Raw genomic sequence first — 18,175 nt, 5'->3', positions numbered from 1 at the left:
GAATCCATGGTGAGCCGAACAAAGCCACCCCGCGCGGGCGGGCACCCACACGGGTGTCACGACCCCGGGGCGCGGGGAACCGCGCGACCGGCCCGCGGACTGCGCACGAGCCCCGCCGCCCGCTCTTGCCCGGCCCGCGGACTGCGCACGAGCCCCGCCGCCCGCTCTTGCCCGGCCCGCGGACTCCGTACGAGCTCCCGACGCCGCCCGCTCCCGCCCGTCGGCGGCTAGAGCGCGCCCCGCTTCGTCAGCCAGTTGAAGCACAACCACCCCGGCAGCACCGGCAGCCACAGGGTCAGGAGCCGGTACAGCAGCACCGCCGGCGTCGCGACCTCGATGGGGAGGCCGACCGCGACCAGACCGAGGGTCAGCGCACCCTCGACCGCGCCCACACCGCCGGGCGTCGGCGCCGCCGAGCCGAGCGCGTTGCCCGCGAGGAAGACGACCGCCACGCTGGCGTAACTGAGTCCCTGGCTCTCGTGCCCGAACGCCCGGATCGACGCGTCGAGACAGAGCACGAACACACCGGTCAGGAGCAGCATCCCGCCGATGCCCGTGAGCAGCTTCAGCGGCCGCTGGAGCACGTCCAGCATGCGCGGCACGACACCCGCGAACAGCGACCGCAGCCGCGTGGAGACGAACTTCCGCATGAACGGGATGGCGGTCACCACCAGCACCAGGACCGCGACCGTCAGCAGACCGGCGATGACCGTCCTCGACGGGGTGAACGACTGCGACTTCTCCGTACCGGTCAGATAGCCGAAGGCGAGCAGCAGCAGGATGTGCGCCCCGAGCCCGAAGAGCTGCGACGCGCCGACGCTCGCCACCGCGAGCCCCGGCCGCACTCCCGAGCGCTGGAGGAACCGGGTGTTCAGCGCGACACCGCCGACCGCCGCCGGAGCGACGATCTTCACGAACGACCCGGCCACCTGCGCGACCACGGTCCGCCAGAACCCGACCCGCTCCGGTACGAAGCCGAGCAGGCTCATCGCGGCGGCGATGTAGCTCAGCGCCGAGAACAGCACGGCCGCCGCCACCCATCGCCAGTCGGCCGAGCTGATCGTGGACAGCGGCGTCCGGGCGATCTGCGACAGCAGGAAGTACGCGGCGACGGCGCCGGCGATGAGACTGATGAGCGTGCGCGGCTTGATCCGCTCCAGACGGACCGGTTCGACCGGGGCCTGGGGCCGGATCAGCAGCACCTGCCGACGGATCTGCGCCAGCAGGTCCTCGTCGCGGGCCTCGTCGAGCGCCTCGTCGATGGCCCGCTTCTCGGCCTGCTTCTCCGCCTTCTCCAGCTTCCGGTCGGACTTGCGGTCGATCTTGGCCTCGGCCGAGCCCGCGTCGGAGGCCGCCGCTTCCACCCGGGCCCGCTTGGCCGCCTCGGAGGCCTCCAGGACGGCTTCGCGCTCGCGCTTCGACCGCTCCCTGGCCAGCCTCCTGAGCGTCGCGCGCGTGGAGCGGCTCAGCGCGATCGGCTGGAGGAGGGGGAGACAGTCGGCGATCGCGTCCGGGCCGAGCACGTCCACGGCACCGGCCACCGCGCGCTCGGCGCCCACCCGCAGACCGAGGGTGGTGAGCAGCTGGGCGATGTCCATCCGCAGGATCAGGTCGCCTGCGGCGATCTCACCGCCCCGCAGATCCGTCAGGATCACCTTGCCGGAACGATCCACCAGAATCGCGTCGCCCGCGAGCCTGCGGTGCGCGATCCGGCGCGACTGGAGCGCGCGGACCTGCCGCCAGGCGCTGCGCACCAGCCCGTCGGTGATCTCCTCGTCGTCCAGCGAGTCCAGGGTCCGGCCGCCCAGGTGCTCGTAGACGAGCATCACGGCGTCCGGACCGAGCTCGGAGGTGGCGATCAGCTTCGGCGCGTTCGCCCCGGCGGCGATCGCCGCGTACGCGAGGAGGGCCTCCTGCTCCAGCGCCTGGCGCAACGAGACGATCGACCGGCGGGTGGTGATCGCGCGCAGGGTGATCCTGCGCCAGACCCGGTAGAAGAAGCCGTGCGCCTGCTGCTCCCGGTCCACGACGGTGACGTCGAGCGGCGGCCCGTCCTCCAGCGTGACGATGTAGCGGCGGCCGCGGTCGCCGCTGTCCGCCGAGTCGGGCACGCCCACGCCCTCGGCACGCAGCGCCGTGACGGGTCGGAAGCCGACCCGGCGCAGACCGGCCAGGAGCGTCTGCCCGGTGGGGCGGACGTTGGGGGAGCCGACCGCGTACAGCGTTCCGTACGCGACGGTCCAGCCGATCAGCACGGTCAGGATGATGGAGAACGCGGTGGTGTACCCGGCGACCAGCATCGTGAACGCGTCGAGCAGCAGCACCGCCCACAGGCTCACCCGCCAGCGCGGGCGCCGGGCCATGCCGACGGCGGTCATGTACGCGATGACGGGCGCGAGGTAGTTGTGCACCGGGTCGGTGAGCCCGCCGCCCGTGGCCGGCTGGGTCAGCGCGTCCTGGATGGTGCCGGGCGCCGCCTTGGCGACCCAGAGGTCGGTGGCGAGGGTGACGCCGTGGGCGAGCACGGCGGCGAGGACGCCGTCGGCGATCCGCAGTCCGTCCCGTTTGATCAGCCGCTCGATGGCGAAGGCCACCGGTACGAGCAGGACGGCGATGCTGGAGACCAGGCCGGCGATCTTGACGAAGACGTCCGGCGCGCCGCCGGCGCCCTTGTTGATGTCCTGTTCGAGACCCGAGGTGGTGCCGTGGGCGAAGGCGGCGATGGCGATGACGAGGGCGATCGCGAGGACGCCGACGAGCAGCCGCATCAGGTCGGAGGGACGGTGCACACGGGCGGCGAGCAGCGGTTCGTCCTGCGAGACGGGCTCGCTCGGCTCCCCCTCGGGCGAGGGCAGGTCGGGGTGAGCCCCCTCCTCAGGAGGCCGAGCGTCGTACCCCATCACCGTGTCCGTCTCTGCTTGTGCCGCGTGCTCGTCGTGCGACGCGTCCCGCATTTCGAATTGTTGTTCTTCTCGGTCGTCTTGTCGCTCTTGATCTCGTATCACCAGTCACCGCCCGGACGATGGTGGCACGAAGCGGCGCCCGACGGAGGCATCAGGGCCTTGTCGGTGGGGTTGTCGGTGGGGTGAGGCAGGATGGGGCGGATGAGCGTGGAGGAGCTTCCGGAGTACGCGGAGCGGGTCCTTGAAGTCGCCGAGCTGATCCCGCCGGGCCGGGTGATGACCTACGGGGACGTGGCCGAATGGCTCGGCGAGGGCGGACCGCGCCAGGTCGGCCGGGTGATGGCGCTGTACGGCGGGGCCGTGCCGTGGTGGCGTGTGGTGCGCTCCGACGGCACTCTGCTGCCCGGTCACGAGCTGCGCGCCCTCGGTCACTACCGGGACGAGGGCACCCCGCTGCGCCAGGCAGGGCGCAGCGCCGAGGGGCACGTACCCAGGCTCGACATGCGGCGGGCGCGGTGGGACGGCACGGACGGCGCCGGCCCGGATCCGCGTGCGGGAACTCACACGTGAGGGGATCGCCCATGGCAGGACGGGTTGGGCGGCCCGATGAGGGCGCGGAGGCCCGTACGGAGTACCGCTCGGACGCCCTCCGTTTCCCGTAACGTCGTCGTTCGCCCCGTACACCTCTCCACCTCTTCGCTCAGGACCGGTCGATCCACGTGAGTTCCTCCTCCACCACCCGGCGCACGCCGTACCAGGGGCGGACCGCGGGCGCGTACCGACTGGTGCGGACGGCCCCGACCCAGGTGGATCCCCCTCTGCTGGACGCAGCGCAGCGAGAAGTGGTTGACCACACGGGCGGACCGTTGCTCGTCCTCGCGGGACCGGGCACCGGCAAGACGACGACGCTGGTGGAGGCGGTGGCGGCCCGCGTCGAGAAGGGGACGGACCCGGAGCGGATCCTCGTCCTCACCTTCAGCCGCAAGGCCGCCGTGGAGCTGCGCGACCGGATGGCGGCGCGGCTGGGAGGATCGCGACCTCCGCAGGCGACGACCTTCCACTCGTACTGCTACGCCCTGATCCGCGCCCACCAGGACGCCGAACTCTTCGCCGAGCCGCTGCGCCTGCTGTCGGGACCGGAGCAGGACCTGTTCGTACGGGAGCTGCTCGCGGGCCAGATCGACCTGGAGAAGGCCGGGCTCGCGGGGATCCGGTGGCCCGACGAGCTGCGGGCCTGCCTGACGACGCGCGGCTTCGCCGACGAGGTGCGGGCCGTCCTCGCGCGCTCGCGCGAGCTGGGGCTCGGGCCGCGGGCGCTGGCCGAGTTCGCCCAGCGGGTGGGGCGCCCGGACTGGAGGGCGGCGGCCGGCTTCCTGGCGGAGTACCTGGACGTCCTGGACCTGCAGGGGGTCCTCGACTACACGGAGCTCGTGCACCGGGCGGTGCTGCTGTCGGAGAGCGTGACGCTGCCCGACTACGACGCCGTCTTCGTGGACGAGTACCAGGACACGGACCCGGCGCAGGTGCGGCTGTTGCGCGCGCTGGCGGGGGGTGGCCGCACGGTGGTCGCCTTCGGCGATCCGGACCAGTCGATCTACGCGTTCCGGGGCGCCGATGTGAACGGCATCCTCGACTTCCCCGACGCCTTCCGGCGGCTCGACGGCCGGCCCTCGGACGTCCGGGTCCTCACGGGCTCCCGCCGCTCGGGTGCCGGGCTGCTCGCCGCGACGCGCGAACTCACCCGGCGGATGCCCCTGCCACGACTGCCCGGCGACAAGGTCCGCGCCCACCGGGAGCCGGCGGCGACGCGCGGGGGCGGCCGGGTCGAGGTCTACACCTACCCCACGGCCTCCACCGAGTCCGACAACATCGCCGACCTCCTGCGCCGCGCGCACCTGGAGGACGGGGTCCCCTGGCAGGACATGGCCGTCCTGGTCCGCGCGGGCACCACCGTCCCGGGTCTCCGCCGCGCCCTCACCTCGGCCGGTGTCCCCCTGGAGACCGACACCGCCGACACCCCCCTCCGCCACGAACCGGCGGTGGCCCCGCTGCTGCTCGCCCTGCGCGCGGCGGCGCCCCTGGGCACGGACGACCCCGCGGACCCGGGCACCGAGCCCTTCGACGCACTCGCCGACGGTGCCGACGACCTGGCCGGTTTGCCCGCGCTCGCCGACGCTGCCGCCGACCCGGCCGGTTCGCCCGCGCCCGCCGACGCTGCCGCCGACCCGGCCGGTTCGCCCGCGCCCGCCGACGGTGCCGCCGTGGAGTCCGGTGCCGAGGAGGCGGACCCGGCCGTCGGCGCCTGGCTCGACACCGAGACCGCTCTCACTCTGCTCGCCTCGCCCCTCGCCGCCATGGATCCCGCCGATCTGCGCCGCCTCGGCCGTGCGCTGCGCGACGAGGAGCGGGCCGGGGGGAACCAGGTGCCGCCGCCCTCCGACGTACTCCTCGCCCGTGCGCTCGCCGAGCCCGAGCGGCTCGTCGCGCACGACCAGTCGTACGCCCGCGGCGCCAAGCGGCTCGGTGATCTGCTCCGACAGGCCCGCAACCGTCTCGCCGCGGGCGGCACCGCCGAAGAGGCCCTCTGGCTGCTGTGGAACGGCACCCCCTGGCCCGGCCGGCTGGAGCGCGCGGCCCTCCGCGGCGGCCCGGCGGGCCGCAACGCGGACCGCGACCTCGACGCCGTCTGCGCCCTCTTCGAGGCCGCGGCCCGCGCCGAGGACCGCGTCGGAGGCCGGGGCGCCCTGAACTTCCTCGAAGAGCTCGACGCCCAGGACATCGCCGCCGACACCCTCTCCAAGCGCCAGACCCGTCCCGACGCCGTCCGTCTGATGACCGCCCACCGCGCCAAGGGCCTGGAATGGAGCCTCGTCGTCGTCGCCGGCGTCCAGGAGGGCCTCTGGCCCGACCTCCGCCGTCGCGGCTCCCTCCTCGAAGCCGACCGCATCGGCCGCGACGGGCTCGCCGAACCCCTCACCCCCGGCGCCCTCCTCGCGGAGGAGCGCCGCCTCTTCTACGTCGCCGCCACCCGCGCCCGCGACCGGCTCGTCGTGACAGCCGTCAAGACCCCCGCCGACGACGGCGACCAGCCCTCCCGCTTCCTCACCGAACTCGGCACGGAGCCGAAGGACGTCCCGGGCCGCCCCCGCCGCCCCCTCGCCGTGGCCGCCCTCGTCGCCGAACTGCGCGCCACCACCGTCGACCCGGCCGTCTCCGAGGCGCTCCGCGCCGCCGCCGCCCAGCGCCTCGCCCGGCTCGCCGCGCTCACCGACGACGAGGGTCAGCCGCTGGTCCCGGCCGCCCACCCGGACCGCTGGTGGGGCCTGTTCGAACCCACCCGCAGCCGGGTCCCGCTCCGCGACCGCGACCATCCCGTCGCCCTCTCCGGCTCCGCCCTCGACCAGCTCGCCAACACCTGCGCCCTCCAGTGGTTCCTGGGCCGCGAGGTCAAGGCCGACGCCCCCGCCACCGCCGCGCAGGGCTTCGGCAACGTCGTCCACGTCCTCGCCGACGAGGTCGCCTCCGGCCGTACCCCCGCCGACCTCGACGTCCTCATGGCCCGCCTGGACTCGGTCTGGGACGGGCTCGCCTTCGACGCCCCCTGGAAGTCCGCGCAGGAGAAGGAGCACGCGCGCGTGGCGCTGGAACGCTTCCTGCGCTGGCACGTCATGGACCGCGGCGGCCGCACGCCCGCCGCGACCGAGCACGACTTCGACGTGACCCTCGAAGCCGGTGCGTACGAGGTCCGGATCCGCGGCTCCATGGACCGCGTCGAGACCGACGAACACGGCCGCGCCTACGTCGTCGACTTCAAGACCGGCAAGTCCGCCCCCACCAGGGACGAGGTCGCCCACCACCCCCAGCTCGCCGTGTACCAGCTCGCGGTACGCGAAGGGGCCCTCGACGAGGTCTTCGACGGCCACCGCCCCGACCCCGGCGGCGCCGAACTCGTACAGCTGCGCCAGCCCGCCCCCAAGAAGGAGGGCGGCGAGACCCTCCCGAAGGTCCAGGCCCAGGAGCCCCTGGCGGGGGAGTGGGTCGGCGACCTCCTGGCCACGGCGGCCGGCCGGGTCCTCGACGAGCGCTTCACCCCCACCACGGGCCAGCACTGCACCCACTGCGCCTTCCGCGCCTCCTGCAGCGCCCAGCCCGAGGGCCGCCACATCGTGGAGTAGCCCGTCCGGTGCCGGGACGCCGGTGCCACCCGCCGTAGCGAAGTCGCGGGCGCACGTCCCAGGGGTGACGCTGGTGGACAGGGGAATCCGCGAGGAGGCTCGCATGGCGTCCCAGCGACGAATGCTCCGCACCGCGACGGCCACCGTGGCGGCCGGCGCGACGGCCGTCTGTACGGCAGTGCTCGTCGGTGCCGCTCCGGCGGCCGGGGCCCTGGCCCCTCCTCCACCGGCGTACGCGCAGGCCGCCGCCCCCAGCCCTTCGCCCGACCCCTTCGCGGGCCTGACCGCCGACGAGATCGGCGACCGGGCCGTCACCGCCACCCAGTCCGCGACCTCCCTGCGGATGACCGGCCGGGTCGAGTCGGACGGGCAGCCGCTGGACATCGACCTCGCCGTCAACGACAAGCGCGAGTGCACCGGGCGGATGACGATCGGGGGCGGCAAGGCGGAGCTCCGGCAGACCGACGGGATCACCTACATGAAGGGCGACGAGCGGTTCTGGCGGGTCTCCATGACCTCCCAGGGGATACCGGAGCCCCAGATCGGCCCCACGATCGAGCTCCTCAAGGGCCGCTGGCTGAAGATCACCCCCGGTCAGGCGGGCAGTGGCGATCTGAGCGGGGTCTGCGACCTCAAGGATCTCCTCGCCGACCTGGACAAGGACGACGGCGAGCGCAGGGGCCTGACCCGGGGCCCCGACGCCGAGGTCGAGGGAACCCCGGTCGCCACCCTGGTGAAGAAGAAGCCCGGCGGCGAGACGACCACGGTGTCCGTCTCCCAGGAGGGCAAGCCCTACATCCTCAAGCTGGTCAAGACCGGGGGAGAGGAGCCCGGGACGCTCGACTTCTCCGACTACGACAAGCCGGTCGAGGTCGTCGTGCCGCCCGCGGACGAGACCGTGGACCTCACCAAGCTCGATCAGGGCACGACGACCCGGGCGGCCTGAGGCGCCCCCGCTCGCGTTCCGCCGTGGTCGGCGCTGTCGGTGGTCCCCGTTAGCCTCTTTGGGGTGACCGCACGCATCACCGACCCCGAGCAGCTCAAGGAGCTCCTCGGCATCCCGTTCACCCCGGAGCAGACGGCCTGCATCATCGCGCCGCCCGCCCCGCAGGTCATCGTGGCCGGAGCCGGTTCCGGCAAGACGACGGTGATGGCAGCCCGGGTGGTCTGGCTGGTCGGCACGGGCCAGGTCGCGCCCGAACAGGTCCTCGGCCTCACCTTCACCAACAAGGCCGCCGGCGAACTCGCCGAGCGCGTCCGCACCGCCCTCGTCCGCGCCGGCGTCACGGACCCCGACGTCATCGACCCCGACAACCCCCCGGGCGAGCCCCGCATCTCCACGTACCACGCCTTCGCCGGGCAGCTCCTGACCGATCACGGTCTGCGCATCGGCCTGGAGCCCACCTCCCGCCTCCTCGCCGACGCCACCCGCTACCAGCTCGCCGCGCGCGTCCTGCGGGAGGCGCCCGGACCGTACCCCGCCCTGACCAAGTCGTTCCCGACCCTGGTCAGCGACCTCCTCGCGCTCGACGCCGAGCTGGCCGAACATCTCGTACGGCCCGAGGACCTCAAGGCGTACGACACCGATCTGCTCGACGCCCTCTCCCGCGCCAGACTCTCCAACGCCGACCTGCGCAAGGTCCCCGAGACGGCCGCTGCCCGGCGCGATCTGCTCGACCTCGTGATCCGGTACCGCGCGGCCAAACGCTCCCGCGACCTGCTCGACTTCGGCGACCAGATCGCCCTCTCCGCCGAACTCGCCACCACGCGCGCGGAGGTCGGCGCCATCCTGCGCGACGAGTTCAGGGTCGTGCTGCTCGACGAGTACCAGGACACCTCCGTCGCCCAACGGCTGCTGCTCTCCGGCCTCTTCGGCGCGGGCACCGGGCACGCCGTGACCGCGGTCGGCGACCCCTGCCAGGCCATCTACGGCTGGCGCGGCGCGTCCGTCGCCAACCTGGACGACTTCCCCACCCACTTCCCGTACGAGGACGGCAGCCCCGCCACCCGTTACGCGCTCTCCGAGAACCGGCGCAGCGGCGGCCGCCTCCTCGACCTGGCCAACGGCCTCGCCACGCCCCTGCGGGCCATGCACGCGGGCGTGGAGGCGCTGCGCCCGGCGCCCGGCGCGGAGCGGGACGGATCGGTACGGATCGCCCTCCTCCCCACCCACGCGGAGGAGATCGACTGGCTCGCCGACTCCCTCGCCCACCTGGTCCGCACGGGCAAGGAGCCCGGTGAGATCGCGGTCCTGTGCCGGACGGCGACCGACTTCCCCGCCATCCAGGCCGCTCTGGTGGCCCGTGACGTCCCCGTCGAGGTCGTCGGCCTCTCTGGCCTTCTCCACCTGCCCGAGATCGCCGACCTGGTCGCGGTCTGCGAGGTCCTCCAGGACCCCGGCGCCAACGCCTCCCTGGTCCGTCTCCTGACCGGCCCCCGCTGGCGCATCGGCCCGCGCGACCTGGCCCTCCTCGGCCGCCGCGCCCGGCTGCTCGTCCACCGGGACCGGGACGGCGACGCCGACGCCGACCAGCGGCTCGCCGCGGCCGTCGAGGGCGTCGACCCCGCCGAGGTCATCTCGCTCGCGGACGCGCTCGACACGTTCCTCGACTCCGGCGGCGAGGACGACGGCCTGCCGTTCTCCGTCGAGGCCCGGGTTCGCTTCGCCCGGCTCGCCACGGAACTGCGCATGCTGCGCTCCTCGCTCGCCGACCCGCTGATGGACGTCCTGCACCGGGTCCTGTCCACCACCGGCCTGGAGGTCGAGCTCTCCGCCTCCCCGCACGCCCTCGCCGCCCGGCGCCGCGAAACCCTCTCGAACTTCCTCGACACAGCGGCCGGCTTCGCCTCCCTGGACGGAGAGGCGACCCTGCTGGCCTTCCTCGGCTTCCTGCGCACCGCCGCGCAGTACGAGAAGGGCCTCGACAACGCGCTCCCGGGCGGCGAGAACACGGTCAAGGTCCTCACCGCCCACAAGTCCAAGGGCCTGGAGTGGGACGTCGTGGCGGTGCCCGGCCTGGTTTCCGCCCAGTTCCCGAGCACCAGGTCCCGCGAGTCGTGGACCTCCCAGCCCCAGGTGCTGCCGCACGCCCTGCGCGGCGACACGGCGACGCTGCCCGCCATCACGACCTGGGACGCGGCCTCCCTGAAGAGCTTCAAGGAGGCGATGCGCGATCACCAGCACACCGAGGAGCTCCGCCTCGGCTACGTGACCTTCACCCGCCCCCGCTCCCTCCTCCTGGGTTCCGCCCACTGGTGGGGCCCGGCGCAGAAGAAGCCCCGAGGCCCCTCGGACTTCCTCCACGCCCTGTACGACCACTGCGCGGCAGGCTTCGGCGAGATCGAGGCGTGGGCGGACGAACCGGAGAAGGACGCCGAGAACCCTTCCCTGACGGAACACCTCGCGGACCAGGCATGGCCCCTGCCGCTGGACGAGGAGTCGCTCGTACGGCGCCGCAAGGCCGCGGCCGCCGTCGAGGCGGCGCTGTGGGCCATCGTTCCGCAGGGCGGTGGGGGCACCCCCGGACGAGGTCCGGGCGCGGCTGGGCACAACGCCACGGACGCGCTGCCCGCGCAAGGGTCCGCACTCCAGGACCCCGAGGACCTCTGGCCCGATGAGGAACCCGTCTGGGACGACGAGCCTCTCTGGGAGGACGAGCTCCTCCGGGACGACGCCCCCGAGCCCGACGAGATCCCCATGGCCGACGAGATCCCCGTGCCGGACCCGATCCCCATGGCCGACGAGATCCCCGCCCCCCGGGCCCCCGAGCGGGCACTCACCCCGGAGGACCGGAGAACCCTCGCCTCCTGGGACCGTGATCTCACCGCGCTCACCACCGAACTGAGGCGCGCCCGCGCCACCACCCGCGACGTCCTCCTGCCCGCCTACCTCTCCGCCTCCCAGGTCCTCCGCCTCGCCGCCGACCCCGACGGCTTCGCCCAGGACCTGGCCCGCCCCATGCCCCGCCCCCCGCAGCCGGCCGCCCGCCGCGGCACCCGGTTCCACGCGTGGGTGGAGTCGCGGTTCGAGGAGCTCCCGCTCCCCATGCTCGGCCCGGACGAGCTCCCCGGCGGCGAGGAGTTCGCCGGCGAACCGGAGATCGTGGACGAGCGCGACCTCGACGCGCTCAAGGACGCCTTCGCCCTCACCCCGTACGCCCACCGCACCCCGTACCGCGTCGAGGTCCCCGTCCATCTCTCCCTCGCGGGCCGGGTCGTCCGGGGCAGGATCGACGCCGTCTACCGCGACCCGGACACCGGCGCGTACGAGATCGTCGACTGGAAGACGAGCCATCTGCGCACCGCCGACCCCCTCCAGCTCGCGATCTACCGTCTCGCCTGGGCCGAGCAGCACGGCCTCGCCCCCGACGAGGTCGCCGCCGCCTTCGTCTACGTACGGACGGGAGAGGTCGTACGGCCCCGGAGGCTCCCCGGCCGTACCGAGCTGGAGGGGATCCTCCGGGGCGGACCCACCCCGGACAGACCCGCCCCGGACGCCGGATAGGCTCAGGAGCATGAGCGAGACCCCGGACAACGCCGTCCAGACCGTACGTACCCAGGCCGTACGCACGTACATCGAGCAGCACCGCGCCGCCTTCCTCGACGACCTCGCCGCCTGGTTGCGCATCCCCTCCGTGTCGGCGCAGCCCGCCCACGCCGAGGACGTACGGCGCAGCGCCCGGTGGCTCGCCGACAAGCTGACCGACACGGGGTTCACGACGGTCGAGGTCTGGGAGACGGACGGCGCGCCCGCGGTCTTCGCCGAATGGCCCTCCGAGGACCCGGACGCCCCGACCGTGCTCGTCTACGGCCACCACGACGTCCAGCCGGCCGCCCGCGAGGACGGCTGGCACACGGACCCGTTCGAGCCGCACGTCACCGACGGCCGGATGTACGCGCGCGGTGCCGCCGACGACAAGGGCCAGGTCTTCTTCCACACCCTCGGCGTCCGCGCCCACCTCGCCGCGACCGGGCGGACCGCCCCCGCGGTCAACCTCAAGCTGATCGTCGAGGGCGAGGAGGAGTCGGGCTCCCCGCACTTCCGGGCCCTCGTCGAGGCCCACGCGGACCGGCTCGCGGCCGATGCCGTGATCGTCTCCGACACGGGCATGTGGTCCGAGGACACCCCGACGGTCTGCACCGGGATGCGGGGCGTCGCGGACTGCGAGATCGAGCTGTACGGCCCCGACCAGGACATCCACTCCGGTTCCTTCGGCGGCGCCGTGCCCAATCCGGCCACCGTCGCCGGTCGCCTGGTCGCCGCCCTGCACGACGAGGACGAGCACGTCGCGATCGCCGGGTTCTACGACGGTGTCACCGAGCTGTCGGACGCCGAGCGGGCCCTCATCGCCGAGCTGCCCTTCGACGAGGCGCGCTGGCTGACCACCGCCAAGTCCCACGGCACCCTGGGCGAGTCCGGCTTCTCCACCCTGGAGCGCGTCTGGGCCCGCCCGACCGCCGAGGTCAACGGCATCGGCGGCGGCTACCAGGGCCCCGGCGGCAAGACGATCGTCCCCGCCTCCGCGCAGCTGAAGCTCTCCTTCCGGCTGGTCGCCGGCCAGGACCCGGACAAGATCGAGCTCGCCGTACGGGACTGGCTCGCCGCCCGGGTCCCCGCGGGCATCCGCCACGAGATCGTCTTCGGCGCCCCGACCCGGCCCTGCCTCACCCCGCTCGACCACCCGGCCCTCAAGGCGGTCGCGGGCGCGATGAGCCGCGCCTTCGACGGCGCCAAGGTCCGCTACACCCGCGAGGGCGGCTCGGGCCCGGCCGCCGACCTCCAGGACGTCCTGGGCGCACCGGTGCTGTTCCTCGGCATCTCGGTGCCGTCCGACGGCTGGCACGCCCCCAACGAGAAGATCGAGCTCGATCTCCTCCTCAAGGGCGTCGAGACCACCGCCCATCTGTGGAGCGACCTGCCCGCCGCACTCCACACAGCCGCGCGATGAACCCACACAACGATCCGGGGGAGTTGGAAGTACCTGTGTCCACCTTGAACAGCCAGTTCGCGGACCGGCCGATCTCGCTCACCGCCCCGAGCGGCATCGACCGCGCCGCTCACCACCGTCTCGACGAGGCCTGGCTCGCGGCGGCCTGGAGCCACCCCACGACCCGCGTCTTCGTGGTCTCCGGCGGTCAGGTGCTGATCGACGACACCCCCGACGGCCGCACCGAGCTCGTCATGACCCCGGCCTTCGAAGCGCCGGTCACCGAGACGCACCGCTACTTCCTGGGCACGGACGCCGACGGTGTCTCCTACTTCGCCCTCCAGAAGGACGCACTGCCCGGCCGGATGGACCAGTCCGCCCGGCCCGCGGGGCTGCGCGAAGCCGGCCTGCTGCTCTCGCCCAGGGACGCGGGCCTCATGGTGCACGCCGTCGCCCTGGAGAACTGGCAGCGGCTCCACCGCTTCTGCTCCCGCTGCGGCGAGCGCACGGTGATCGCGGCCGCCGGCCACATCCGTCGCTGCCAGGCCTGCGGCGCCGAGCACTACCCGCGGACGGATCCGGCGGTCATCATGGCCGTCACGGACGAGCAGGACCGCATCCTGCTCGGTCGCCAGGTCCACTGGCCCGAGGGCCGCTTCTCGACCCTCGCGGGCTTCGTCGAGCCCGGCGAGTCGATCGAGACCGCCGTGATCCGCGAGGTCTTCGAGGAGGCCGGTGTCACGGTCGGCGAGGTCGAGTACGTCGCCAGCCAGCCCTGGCCCTTCCCGTCCAGCCTGATGCTGGGCTTCATCGCGCACGCCACCTCCTCGGAGATACACGTGGACGGCGAGGAGATCCACGAGGCCCGCTGGTTCTCCCGCGAGGAGCTGGCCGCCGCCTTCGAGTCCGGCGAGGTGCTGCCCCCGTACGGCATCTCGATCGCCTCCCGGCTGATCGAGCTCTGGTACGGCAAGCCGCTGCCGAAGCCGGGCGATGTCGTCTGACGCCCGCACCCATGGCTGGGCGCGTCGCGTCAGACGCCGACCTTCTGCTTGACCTGGGCGAGCGACGGGTTCGTCAGCGTCGTGCCGTCGGCGAAGAGCACGGTCGGGACGGTCTGATTGCCCCCGTTGGCCTTCTCCACGAACGCGGCCGAGTCGGGGTCCTGCTCGATGTTGATCTCCGTGTACGCGATGCCCTCGCGGTCCATCTGGCTCTTCAGCCGACGGCAGTAGCCGCACCACGTGGTGCTGTACATCGTCACAGTGCCCTGCATGGCCTGGCGCTCCTCTGTTCGCGGGGTGGGTGCCGAGGGAAAGAACGTACGCGCCCCCGTGCCCATTCCCGCATGCGGGAGAGCGTGATTCGTATGACCGCACGCCCGGCCCTGTGGACAACGCGACGCGGCGCCCCTCGCGAACCTGGCAGCATGGCGGGGTGACAGCAGCAACGCACTCCACTCTCTTCCCGCAGGTCCCCGAGTCGGCCGACGCGGTGCTCGACGGGCTCGACCCCGAGCAGCGCGAGGTCGCCCTTGCCCTGCACGGTCCGGTGTGCGTCCTGGCGGGAGCCGGTACGGGCAAGACGCGGGCCATCACGCACCGCATCGCGTACGGGGTCCGGGCGGGCATACTCCAGCCCGGCAGTGTGCTGGCCGTCACGTTCACCAACCGGGCGGCCGGGGAGATGCGCGGCCGGCTCCGCGAGCTCGGCGCGGGCGGGGTGCAGGCGCGCACCTTCCACTCCGCGGCCCTGCGCCAGCTCCAGTACTTCTGGCCGAAAGTCGTCGGTGGCGATCTTCCCCGGCTCCTTGAGCGCAAGGTCCAGCTCGTGGCCGAGGCCGCCGCGCGCTGCCGTGTCCGGCTCGACCGCAACGAGCTGCGCGACGTCACCGGAGAGATCGAGTGGGCCAAGGTCACCCAGACCGTCCCCGCCGACTATCCCGCGGTCGTCGCCAAGTCGGTCCGTGACGCTCCCCGCGACCCGGCCGAGATCGGCCAGATCTACGCGATGTACGAGCAGCTCAAGCGCGACCGCTCGGTGATCGACTTCGAGGACGTGCTGCTGCTCACGGTCGCCATCCTCCAGGACCGGCACGACATCGCCGACCAGATCCGCAGCCAGTACCAGCACTTCGTGGTGGACGAGTACCAGGACGTCTCCCCGCTCCAGCAGCGGCTCCTCGACCTGTGGCTCGGCGACCGCGACAGCCTGTGCGTCGTCGGCGACGCCAGCCAGACCATCTACTCCTTCACCGGGGCCACCCCCGACCACCTGCTGAACTTCCGCACCCGGCACCCGAACGCCACGGTGGTCAAGCTCGTCCGCGACTACCGCTCCACCCCCCAGGTCGTCCACCTCGCCAACGGACTGCTCAGCCAGGCCCGCGGCCGCGCCGCCGAGCACCGCCTGGAGCTGATCTCCCAGCGCGACCCCGGCCCCGAGCCCGGCTACACCGAGTACGCCGACGAGCCCGCCGAGGCAGAGGGCACCGCCCGCCGCATCCGCGACCTGATCGCGGCCGGTGTCCCGGCCGGCGAGATCGCCGTGCTCTACCGCATCAACGCCCAGTCCGAGGTCTACGAGCAGGCCCTCGCCGACGCCGGAGTGCCCTACCAGCTGCGCGGCGCCGAGCGCTTCTTCGAGCGCCAGGAGGTACGGGAGGCGGGCATCGCCCTGCGCGGCGCCGCCCGCGCCGGGGGCAACGACTCCCTTCTCGACGACGCCGATGACCTGCCCTCCCAGGTCCGGGCCGTGCTCTCCACCAAGGGCTGGACCACCGAACCGCCCGCCGGCTCCGGTGCCGTCCGCGACCGCTGGGAGTCCCTCGCCGCCCTGGTCCGCCTCGCCGAGGACTTCGCCCGCGCCAGGAGCGGTGCCACGCTCTCGGACCTCGTCGCCGAGCTCGACGAGCGGGCCGCCGCCCAGCACGCCCCGACCGTCCAGGGCGTCACCCTCGCCTCGCTGCACGCGGCCAAGGGCCTGGAGTGGGACGCCGTCTTCCTGGTCGGCCTCACCGAGGGCATGATGCCGATCACCTACGCCAAGACCGACGAGCAGATCGAGGAGGAGCGGCGCCTGCTGTACGTCGGGGTCACCCGCGCCCGGCTGCACCTCACGCTCTCCTGGGCGCTCTCCCGCTCCCCGGGCGGCCGCGCCTCCCGGCGCCCCACCCGGTTCCTCAAGGGGCTGCGTCCCGGCTCCGGCGCTCTCGGCGGTCTCGGCGCGGGCGGTGGCGGCTCCATCGAGCGGGGCGGAGCCGCCCGGCGCAAGCACCGCGGTCCGGTGCTTTGCCGCGTCTGTGGCGCCACGCTCACCGAAGCCGGCGAGATGAAGCTGATGCGCTGCGAGGACTGCCCCTCCGACATGGACGAGGCGCTCTACGAGCGGCTGCGCGACTGGCGCGCCGACCAGGCCAAGGAGCTCGGGCAGCCCGCGTACTGCGTGTTCACCGACAAGACGCTGATGGCGATCGCCGAGCGCATGCCGTCCACGGACGGAGAACTGGCCGGGATCTCCGGCGTCGGCGTCCGCAAGCTCGACCGCTTCGGGGCCGACGTCCTCGCCATCTGCGCGGGCGAAGAGCCAGGTGGGGAGCCTGGAGGAGACGACGAGGAGGACTCTTGAAAACTCGTCGGAAAAATAGTTTGCGCACCCCCCGTCAAGCCCCATAGGTTCTTAACCACGGAAACAGCGGCTTCTTCGAAGCCCTGCCTTCGTGCTGTACTTGTCCAAATGAACATGAGGGTCCGGCTCACCCCGAGCCCTCCGAGACGCCGAGAGGAGGCGATTCCAGTGATCAGCAACATCAACAGCACCAACGTCAGCTTCGTCAGCACCGACAAAATGACCGATCGCTCGGTCGTCTCCGCCTGCTCGCTCGGCCTCTCCGGCTCGGCGTTCATTGGCAGCGGTCTTCCTGGCACCGGTCTGTCCGGCGCTGGTATGGCCGGCGCCGCCGCTGCCCTGCGGCCGGCCGCCGCCCTTGCGGGCCTGCTCGTCATGGAGCGCGATGAGCGACCGACCAAGGCACTGGAAGCAGGAGTAGCAGCAGTCGAGGCCAAGGCCTATGACTTTGCGGCGACCGGTGCCGAAACCAAGCAGCAGACGACGCAGCACCACACGATGTGGGCCTTCCGTGGGCTCGAACCCTGGAGTGATCCAGCCTGATCGACGATCAGGCCGGCGCCTTCAGGGCCGCGGAACCCCACCCGGGATCCGCGGCCCTTCTGTTTGTCCCCGAACGGGGACGACGGAGCGAAGGGGCCTCGGGACCAGCAGAACCCGGTACCAGCCGAAACCCCGGCCAACAGGCCGGAACGACCAGACGAGGAAACACCACCGTGCAACTCGAAGCGCACGCCCCGTCCGTACCGCCTTCCGAAACGATCCCCCCGCCCGGCCTCACGGAGGACTCCACCTTGACCCCCCTCACCGCGCTCACCGCGCTCGACGACGCCATCGAGAACCTCGGCGTACCCGTCCCCTGCCGCTCGTTCGATCCGGAGGTCTTCTTCGCCGAGTCCCCGGCCGATGTCGAGTACGCCAAGTCCCTCTGCCGCACCTGTCCGCTGATGGAGGCCTGCCTCGCCGGCGCGAAGGAGCGGCGTGAGCCGTGGGGCGTCTGGGGCGGCGAGCTGTTCGTCCAGGGAGTCGTCGTGGCCCGCAAGCGGCCGCGTGGTCGCCCGCGCAAGAACCCGGTCGCGGCATGAACGTCACCGGAACCATCGACCGACCCCTCACGCACGATCCCCAGAAGCAGGCCCCGATGACCTCTTCCACCAGCGAGCCCTCCGGCTCCGCGACCCCAGACGTTTCCATCACCGGCGCGAACGCCTCGCGTCAGAACAGGACCCGTGAGATGCAACTCATCCCAGAAGCCCTGGCTCGTGCTCATATGCACGACCGCCTGCGGGAAGCCGACGCGGAACGCCAGGCCGTGCGCCTGGTCGCCGCCCGGCGGATGCAGCGGCGTGCCGAGCGCGTCTCCCTGCGCGCCCGCCGCGCGCTGGCCATGGCCGTCATGCACTGACGAAACGAACCCCGCGGGGGCCGGGCCCAACCGACCCGCCCCCCCCGGGGGGTTGGCGCGGCCCCGGCGCCCCCCGACAAAAGGAGGTGAGGTTAAACAAGCCCCCCCCCGCAAAGAGCCCCAAGTATTCACCCCCAG

The 18,175-nt window shown here is 72.9% G+C and carries 12 protein-coding genes; 10 read left to right on the top strand and 2 right to left on the bottom strand.

Going from position 1 to position 18,175, the window contains the following annotated elements; all coding sequences use genetic code 11:
- Positions 1–227: 227 nt before the first annotated feature.
- Positions 228–2,900 carry a lysylphosphatidylglycerol synthase domain-containing protein gene (locus ACFQ7Q_RS18695; protein WP_383556301.1) on the bottom strand — a complete coding sequence of 891 codons (2,673 nt, stop codon included), beginning with the start codon at positions 2,898–2,900 and terminating at the stop codon, positions 228–230.
- 195 nt (positions 2,901–3,095) lie between these two features.
- Here ACFQ7Q_RS18695 and ACFQ7Q_RS18690 point away from each other — a divergent pair, with 195 nt between their 5' ends.
- The 6 genes from ACFQ7Q_RS18690 to nudC all read left to right on the top strand — a co-directional run bounded on the left by ACFQ7Q_RS18690 (position 3,096) and on the right by nudC (position 14,009).
- Complete coding sequence (locus tag ACFQ7Q_RS18690; protein WP_383556193.1) at positions 3,096–3,473, top strand: MGMT family protein; 378 nt, start codon at positions 3,096–3,098, stop codon at positions 3,471–3,473.
- 149 nt (positions 3,474–3,622) lie between these two features.
- Entirely contained in the window at positions 3,623–7,078 is a 3,456-nt protein-coding gene (locus ACFQ7Q_RS18685) for an ATP-dependent helicase (RefSeq protein ID WP_383556190.1), read from the top strand.
- 103 nt (positions 7,079–7,181) lie between these two features.
- Positions 7,182–8,024 carry a hypothetical protein gene (locus ACFQ7Q_RS18680; RefSeq protein ID WP_383556187.1) on the top strand — a complete coding sequence of 281 codons (843 nt, stop codon included), beginning with the start codon at positions 7,182–7,184 and terminating at the stop codon, positions 8,022–8,024.
- A gap of 63 nt (positions 8,025–8,087) precedes the next feature.
- Positions 8,088–11,582, top strand: a complete 3,495-nt coding sequence (locus ACFQ7Q_RS18675; RefSeq protein ID WP_383556185.1) for a UvrD-helicase domain-containing protein — start codon at positions 8,088–8,090, stop codon at positions 11,580–11,582.
- Positions 11,583–11,592: 10 nt separating this feature from the next.
- Entirely contained in the window at positions 11,593–13,026 is a 1,434-nt protein-coding gene (locus ACFQ7Q_RS18670; RefSeq protein ID WP_383556182.1) for a dipeptidase, read from the top strand.
- 35 nt (positions 13,027–13,061) lie between these two features.
- Positions 13,062–14,009 (top strand): NAD(+) diphosphatase, encoded by a 948-nt coding sequence (nudC, locus tag ACFQ7Q_RS18665; protein ID WP_383556179.1) that lies wholly within the window; start codon positions 13,062–13,064, stop codon positions 14,007–14,009.
- A 29-nt stretch (positions 14,010–14,038) separates the two neighbouring features.
- On the opposite strand, the gene ACFQ7Q_RS18660 is transcribed toward nudC, so the two are convergent.
- The gene (locus ACFQ7Q_RS18660; protein ID WP_147981115.1) at positions 14,039–14,281 is read right to left on the bottom strand and encodes a mycoredoxin; all 243 of its coding nucleotides are present in this window, start codon (positions 14,279–14,281) and stop codon (positions 14,039–14,041) included.
- 161 nt (positions 14,282–14,442) lie between these two features.
- Between ACFQ7Q_RS18660 and ACFQ7Q_RS18655 the strand changes: the two genes are divergently transcribed.
- The 4 genes from ACFQ7Q_RS18655 (at position 14,443) to ACFQ7Q_RS18640 (ending at position 18,037) form a co-directional block, all read left to right on the top strand.
- A complete protein-coding gene (locus tag ACFQ7Q_RS18655) occupies positions 14,443–16,632 on the top strand; it encodes an ATP-dependent DNA helicase UvrD2 (protein WP_383556176.1) in 2,190 nt (729 codons plus the stop codon).
- Between the two features lie 180 nt (positions 16,633–16,812).
- Positions 16,813–17,175: a hypothetical protein gene (locus tag ACFQ7Q_RS18650; protein WP_383556298.1), complete on the top strand. Its 363-nt coding sequence runs from the start codon at positions 16,813–16,815 to the stop codon at positions 17,173–17,175.
- A 173-nt stretch (positions 17,176–17,348) separates the two neighbouring features.
- Positions 17,349–17,717 (top strand): WhiB family transcriptional regulator, encoded by a 369-nt coding sequence (locus tag ACFQ7Q_RS18645; protein ID WP_137993472.1) that lies wholly within the window; start codon positions 17,349–17,351, stop codon positions 17,715–17,717.
- Positions 17,714–18,037 carry a hypothetical protein gene (locus ACFQ7Q_RS18640; protein WP_329116269.1) on the top strand — a complete coding sequence of 108 codons (324 nt, stop codon included), beginning with the start codon at positions 17,714–17,716 and terminating at the stop codon, positions 18,035–18,037. The genes ACFQ7Q_RS18645 and ACFQ7Q_RS18640 overlap by 4 nt, the downstream gene beginning before the upstream one ends.
- The last annotated feature ends 138 nt before the right edge of the window (positions 18,038–18,175 follow it).

It is taken from the genome of Streptomyces sp. NPDC056527, from assembly GCF_042794475.1.
Classification (GTDB): Bacteria; Actinomycetota; Actinomycetes; order Streptomycetales; family Streptomycetaceae; genus Streptomyces.
The sequence above is the reverse complement of the archived record's forward strand: the minus strand, read 5'-3'. Positions and strand labels throughout refer to the sequence as shown.